The following is a 6,948-nucleotide window of genomic DNA, read 5'->3' as shown; positions in this document are numbered from 1 at the left end:
GGCCAAGCCGGCGCAGCCCGCACAGGCGCCCGCTCAGCCCAAGGCGAAGGCCGCCCCCGCGAAGGAGGCCCCGGCCGGTCCGGAGCAGGTCACGCTGCGCGGCCCCGCCGCCGCGGTCGCCAAGAACATGGACGCCTCGCTGGAGATGCCGACCGCGACCTCGGTCCGCGCCGTCCCGGTGAAGCTGCTGTTCGACAACCGCATCGTCATCAACAACCACCTCAAGCGCGCCCGCGGCGGGAAGATCTCCTTCACGCACCTCATCGGGTACGCGATGGTGCAGGCCATCAAGGCCATGCCGGCGATGAACCACTCGTACGGCGTCAAGGACGGCAAGCCGACCCTGATCAAGCCGGCGCACGTCAACCTCGGCCTCGCCATCGACCTGGTCAAGCCCAACGGCGACCGCCAGCTCGTCGTCGCGGCGATCAAGAAGGCCGAGACCCTGAACTTCTTTGAGTTCTGGCAGGCCTACGAGGACATCGTCCGCCGCGCCCGCGAGGGCAAGCTGACCATGGACGACTTCACCGGGGTCACGGTCTCCCTGACCAACCCCGGCGGCCTGGGCACCGTGCACTCCGTGCCGCGTCTGATGCCCGGCCAGTCCGTGATCATGGGCGTCGGCTCCATGGACTACCCGGCCGAGTTCCAGGGCACCAGCCAGGACACCCTGAACAAGCTCGGTGTCTCCAAGGTGATGACCCTCACGTCGACCTACGACCACCGGGTCATCCAGGGCGCCGCCTCCGGCGAGTTCCTGCGCCAGGTCGCCAACCTGCTGCTCGGCGAGAACAAGTTCTACGACGAGATCTTCGAGGCGCTGCGCATCCCCTACGAGCCGGTCCGCTGGCTCAAGGACATCGACGCGTCCCACGACGACGACGTCACCAAGGCCGCCCGCGTCTTCGAGCTGATCCACTCCTACCGGGTCCGCGGCCACGTCATGGCCGACACCGACCCGCTGGAGTACCGCCAGCGCAAGCACCCCGACCTGGACATCGTCGAGCACGGCCTCACCCTGTGGGACCTGGAGCGCGAGTTCGCCGTCGGCGGCTTCGCCGGCAAGTCGATGATGAAGCTGCGCGACATCCTCGGCGTGCTCCGCGACTCGTACTGCCGCACCACCGGCATCGAGTTCATGCACATCCAGGACCCCAAGCAGCGCAAGTGGATCCAGGACCGGGTCGAGCGCGGCCACGCCAAGCCGGAGCGCGAGGAGCAGCTGCGCATCCTGCGCCGGCTGAACGCCGCGGAGGCCTTCGAGACCTTCCTGCAGACCAAGTACGTCGGCCAGAAGCGCTTCTCGCTGGAGGGCGGCGAGTCCGTCATCCCGCTGCTCGACGCGGTGATCGACTCGGCCGCCGAGTCCCGCCTGGACGAGGTCGTCATCGGCATGGCCCACCGCGGCCGGCTGAACGTGCTCGCCAACATCGTCGGCAAGTCGTACGCGCAGATCTTCCGCGAGTTCGAGGGCAACCTCGACCCGAAGTCCATGCACGGCTCCGGCGACGTGAAGTACCACCTGGGCGCCGACGGCACCTTCACCGGCCTGGACGGCGAGCAGATCAAGGTCTCGCTGGTCGCCAACCCCTCCCACCTGGAGGCGGTCGACCCGGTCCTGGAGGGCGTCGCCCGCGCCAAGCAGGACATCATCAACAAGGGCGGCACGGACTTCACCGTCCTGCCGGTGGCGATCCACGGCGACGCGGCCTTCGCGGGCCAGGGCGTGGTGGCCGAGACCCTGAACATGTCGCAGCTGCGCGGCTACCGCACCGGCGGCACCGTGCACATCGTCATCAACAACCAGGTCGGCTTCACCGCGGCCCCCGAGTCCTCGCGTTCCTCCATGTACGCGACGGACGTGGCCCGCATGATCGAGGCCCCGATCTTCCACGTGAACGGCGACGACCCCGAGGCCGTCGTCCGCGTCGCCCGGCTGGCGTTCGAGTTCCGCCAGGCGTTCAACAAGGACGTGGTGATCGACCTCATCTGCTACCGCCGCCGCGGTCACAACGAGTCGGACAACCCGGCCTTCACCCAGCCGCTGATGTACGACCTGATCGACAAGAAGCGCTCGGTGCGCAAGCTCTACACCGAGTCCCTGATCGGTCGCGGCGACATCACCCTGGAAGAGGCCGAGCAGGCCCTCCAGGACTACCAGGGCCAGCTGGAGAAGGTCTTCACCGAGGTCCGCGAGGCCACCTCGCAGCCGGCCGGCGGGGACGCCCAGGAGTCGCAGGACGGCTTCCCGGCCACCGTTCCCACCGCCGTCACCTCCGAGGTCGTCAAGCGGATCGCCGAGTCCCAGATCAACATCCCCGAGCACATCACCGTGCACCCGCGCCTGCAGCCGCAGCTGCAGCGCCGTGCCGCGATGGTCGAGGACGGCACGATCGACTGGGGCATGGGCGAGACCCTGGCCATCGGCTCGCTGCTGCTGGAGGGCACCCCGGTCCGCCTGTCGGGCCAGGACTCCCAGCGCGGCACCTTCGGCCAGCGCCACGCGGTGCTGATCGACCGGGAGACCGGCGAGGAGTACACCCCGCTCCAGTACCTCTCCGAGGACCAGGCGCGGCTGAACGTCTACAACTCGCTGCTGTCCGAGTACGCGGCGATGGGCTTCGAGTACGGCTACTCGCTCGCGCGTCCCGACGCGCTGGTGATGTGGGAGGCCCAGTTCGGCGACTTCGTCAACGGCGCCCAGACCGTCGTGGACGAGTTCGTCTCCTCGGCCGAGCAGAAGTGGGGCCAGACCTCCGGCGTCGTCCTGCTGCTGCCGCACGGCTACGAGGGCCAGGGCCCGGACCACTCGTCCGCCCGCCCGGAGCGCTTCCTCCAGCTGTGCGCGCAGAACAACATGACGGTGGCGATGCCCACCTCGCCGGCGAACTACTTCCACCTCCTGCGGTGGCAGGTGCACAACCCGGCCCACAAGCCGCTGGTCGTCTTCACCCCGAAGTCGATGCTGCGTCTGAAGGCCGCCGCCTCCAAGGCGGAGGAGTTCACCACCGGCGGGTTCCGCCCGGTCATCGGCGACGCCACGGCCGAGGCCGCCGCGGTCCGCAAGGTCGTCTTCTGCGCCGGCAAGGTCTACTACGACCTGGAGGCCGAGCGGAAGAAGCGGGGCGTCACCGACACCGCGATCATCCGCATCGAGCGCCTGTACCCGCTGCCGGGTGCCGAGCTCCAGGCGGAGGTCAACAAGTACCCGAACGCCGAGAAGTACCTGTGGGTCCAGGAGGAGCCGGCGAACCAGGGTGCCTGGCCGTTCATCGCGCTCAACCTGATCGACCACCTCGACCTGGCGGTCGGCGCGGACATCCCGGCCGGCGAGCGGCTGCGGCGCATCTCGCGTCCGCACTCCTCGTCCCCGGCGGTGGGCTCCGCCAAGCGCCACCAGGCCGAGCAGGAGCAGCTGGTGCGTGAGGTGTTCGAGGCGTAGTCCTCCGGACACGGCGACATGCCGACGGGCCCGGTTCCTGGCAGGAACCGGGCCCTTCGGCATGTCCGGGCGGGCGCCCGCCGCCCGCCGTCCGCGCCCGCTACTCGTCGTCCTCGTCGTCGAGCCGGGCGAGCCAGGTGGCCAGGCGCTCCACGGGCACCTCGAAGTCGGGGTTGAGGTCCACGAAGGTGCGCAGCTGCTCGGCGAGCCACTCGAAGGTGATCTCCTCCTCGCCGCGCCGCTTCTCCAGCTCCTCGATACCGCGGTCGGTGAAGTACATGGGGGTTGCGTCTCCTGCGTCTGCGTTGTGCGTCGGAACCAGCGTATGCAACGCGCGCGGCCGCTCCCCACGGAACAGCGCCTTGACTTCGCCCGGCCACGATATATCGTGTTTCCCGTGGACGCGATATGGCGCGTCGCGACCCCGTGCGCCGAGGAGGTCTCCCATGTCCGAGTGGTCCGTCACCGAGCCCGAGAAGCTTGCCTTCGACACCCCCGTGAGCGACCTCCAGGTCCGCGTCGTCAACGGCACGGTGAACGTCGTGGGCACGGACGAGGGCCCGGCCCGGCTGGAGGTGACCGACATCGAGGGCCCGCCCCTGGTGGTCACCCACGTCGGCGGCACCCTGACGGTGGGGTACGAGGACCTGCCCTGGAAGGGCTTCCTCAAGTGGTTCGACAAGGGCCGGCGGCGCAGCGCGGTCGTCACCCTGACGGTCCCGGCGCAGACCCGGGTGGAGGTGGGCGTGGTCGGCGCCGGCGCGGTGGTCTCCGGCATCCGGGGCCGGACCGTGGTCAAGGGCGTCACCGGCGACACCACCCTGGTCGGCGTCTCCGGTCCGGTGCGTGCGGACACGGTCTCGGGGAGCGTGGAGGCGCAGGCGGTCACCGGAGAGCTGCGCTTCAACTCGGTCTCCGGGGACCTGACGGTGGTCGAGGGTTCGGGCCCCTGTGTGCGCGCCGACTCGGTCAGCGGTTCCATGATCGTGGACCTGGACCCGGACGGCCCCACGGACGTCCAGCTCACCAGCGTCACCGGTGAGATCGCCATCCGGCTGCCGCACCCGGCGGACGCGGAGGTCGAGGCCAACACGGCGAGCGGGCGGATCTCCAACGCGTTCGAGGACCTGCGGGTGCAAGGCCAGTGGGGCGCCCACAAGATCACCGGCCGGCTGGGCGCGGGCACCGGCCGGCTGCGGGCCACCACGGTCTCCGGCGCGATCGCGCTGCTCCGCCGCCCGCCGCGCGAGGACGAGGAGGACGCGTTCCCCGGGGAGTCCGGCCCGACCGGCGCCCCGGCCGACGGCTCGTCCCAGGGGCGGACCGACGGCCCGACAGACGGCCCGACCGACAAGAAGGTGCTCTGACATGCCCCCCGTCTTCGCCCACGGGCGCCTGCGCCTGTACCTGCTCAAGCTGCTGGACGAGGCCCCGCGCCACGGCTACGAGGTGATCCGCCTCCTGGAGGAGCGCTTCCAGGGGCTGTACGCCCCCTCGGCGGGCACCGTCTACCCCCGCCTGGCCAAGCTGGAGGCCGAGGGCCTGGTCACCCACACCACCGAGGGCGGTCGCAAGGTGTACGCCATCACGGACGCGGGCCGCGCCGAACTGGCCGGCCGCAGCGGTGAACTGGCCGACCTGGAGCTGGAGATCCGGGAGTCGGTGGCGGAGCTGGCCGCCGAGATACGGGCCGATGTGCGCGGCGCGGCGGGCGATCTGCGCCGCGAGATGCGTGCCGCCGCCTCCCAGGCCCGCGGAGCGGACTCCGCGGGGGACGACAAGGACGCCTGGCGGGTCGCCAAGGAGGAGATGCGCCGGGTCAGGCAGGAGTGGAAGGAGCAGGCCCGCCGCGCCAAGGACGAGAGCCGCCGGGCCCGCGAGGAGGCCCAGCGGGCCCGCCACCAGGCCGAGCAGGCCCAGGCCCGGGCCCGCGCCCAGGCCCAGGAGGAGATGCAGCGCATCGCCCGCCGCGTCCAGGACCACTTCGCCCGGGGTGACTGGCCGACGGGCGTCCGCGAGGGCCTGACCGAACTGGCCCGGGAGATCGGAGAGTTCAGCAAGGACTGGACGGCCCCCCGCACTCCTCCCGCCCCGCCCTGGTCCAAGGAGCCCCCGACCGACGACCCGGCCCGCGACCTGGACCGCCTCCTGGACCGCTTCCGCGACGACATCCGCGACCTGGCCCGCGACCACGGCGTGACGGCGGCCCAACTGGAGGAGACCCGGCGGCATCTGACGACGGCGGCGGCGGACATCGCCTCCGTCCTGCGCCCGCCGGCGACCTGACCGGAGCCGTCCCCCGGCCACGGGAGGGCGGGCCCGGAACCGGGCCCGCCCCTGCCGGCTGCGGAACCTCAGCCCGTGGTCAGTACGATCTTCCCGAACTGGCCCCCGGACTCCATCCGTTCGAAGCCCTCCCGGGCCCGGTCCAGCGGCAGCACCTCGTCGATGACGGGCCTCACCCCGGTCGCGGCGCAGAAGGAGAGCAGGTCGTCCAGCTCCTCCTTGGTGCCCATCGTGGAGCCGACCACCTTCAGCTCCAGGAAGAAGATCCGGGTCAGCTCGGCGTGCGAGGGCCGGTCCCCGCTGGTGGCGCCGGAGATGACGATCGTCCCGCCGGGCCGCAGCGACTTCACCGAGTGGGACCAGGTGGCCGCGCCCACGGTCTCGATCACGGCGTCCACCCGCTGCGGCAGCCGCGCCCCGGTCTCCACGGCCTCCACCGCGCCCAGCTCCACGGCCCGCTTGCGCTTGGCCTCGTCCCGGCTGGTGGCGAACATCCTCAGCCCCGCCGCCTTGCCCAGCACGATCGCGGCCGTGGCGACCCCGCCGCCCGCGCCCTGCACGAGAACGGAATCCCCGGGGCGTACGCCCGCGTTGGTGAACAGCATCCGGTACGCCGTCAGCCACGCGGTCGGCAGACAGGCGGCCTCGGCGAAGGACAGTTCCTTCGGCTTGGGCAGCACGTTGAAGGTCGGCACGGCGACCCGCTCGGCGAAGGTGCCCTGGTAGCGCTCGGTCAGGATGGAGCGCGGCTCGTCCGGGCCGACGCCGTGGCCGGTCTGGCCGATGACGGAGTGCAGGACGACCTCGTTGCCGTCCGCGTCGATCCCGGCGGCGTCGCAGCCGAGGATCATCGGCAGCCGGTCCTCCGGGAGGCCGACGCCCCGCAGGGACCAGAGGTCGTGGTGGTTGAGGGAGGCGGCGCGCACCTCGATGGTGCTCCAGCCGGGGCGGGCCTCGGGAGCCGGACGCTCCCCCAACTCGAGGCCGCTGAGCGGCTGGTCGCGGTCGATTCGGGCGGCGTAGACAGCGAACATGGAGCCGACGATAGGTGCGTCGCGCCCCGGGCGGAACCGGACCGCGCTGTGACACATGCCCTCTTGCCCGAAGGGCACCTGTTCGGCACGCCGGGGCGGAGAGGGCGGGGGCCAGGGCGCGCGGGACCCCCCGGCCGCCGGCGACGACCCCCTCGACCGGGTGGCCCACGAATGGACGGTCGCCTT

General features: G+C 71.4%; 5 protein-coding genes. 3 read left to right on the top strand and 2 right to left on the bottom strand.

Features of this window, described 5'->3' with window-relative positions; translation table 11 throughout:
• A partial coding sequence (locus tag FRZ03_RS28780) for a multifunctional oxoglutarate decarboxylase/oxoglutarate dehydrogenase thiamine pyrophosphate-binding subunit/dihydrolipoyllysine-residue succinyltransferase subunit (protein ID WP_146468073.1) occupies positions 1-3,442 on the top strand: 3,442 nt, incomplete at its 5' end.
• Positions 3,443-3,542: 100 nt separating this feature from the next.
• Here the strand turns inward: FRZ03_RS28780 and FRZ03_RS28775 are convergent.
• Positions 3,543-3,722: a DUF6104 family protein gene (locus FRZ03_RS28775; RefSeq protein ID WP_028420339.1), complete on the bottom strand. Its 180-nt coding sequence runs from the start codon at positions 3,720-3,722 to the stop codon at positions 3,543-3,545.
• 166 nt (positions 3,723-3,888) lie between these two features.
• On the opposite strand from FRZ03_RS28775, the gene FRZ03_RS28770 reads away from it, so the two are divergent.
• The gene (locus FRZ03_RS28770) at positions 3,889-4,809 is read left to right on the top strand and encodes a DUF4097 family beta strand repeat-containing protein (protein WP_146468033.1); all 921 of its coding nucleotides are present in this window, start codon (positions 3,889-3,891) and stop codon (positions 4,807-4,809) included.
• 1 nt (position 4,810) lies between these two features.
• Entirely contained in the window at positions 4,811-5,728 is a 918-nt protein-coding gene (locus FRZ03_RS28765; protein WP_146468032.1) for a PadR family transcriptional regulator, read from the top strand.
• Positions 5,729-5,796: 68 nt separating this feature from the next.
• Here FRZ03_RS28765 and FRZ03_RS28760 read toward each other — a convergent pair whose 3' ends face one another.
• The gene (locus FRZ03_RS28760) at positions 5,797-6,762 is read right to left on the bottom strand and encodes a zinc-binding dehydrogenase (protein WP_146468031.1); all 966 of its coding nucleotides are present in this window, start codon (positions 6,760-6,762) and stop codon (positions 5,797-5,799) included.
• Between the last annotated feature and the right edge of the window lie 186 nt (positions 6,763-6,948).

The organism is Streptomyces misionensis, from assembly GCF_007896895.1.
GTDB lineage: Bacteria > Actinomycetota > Actinomycetes > Streptomycetales > Streptomycetaceae > Streptomyces > Streptomyces misionensis_A.
The sequence above is the reverse complement of the archived record's forward strand: the minus strand, read 5'-3'. Positions and strand labels throughout refer to the sequence as shown.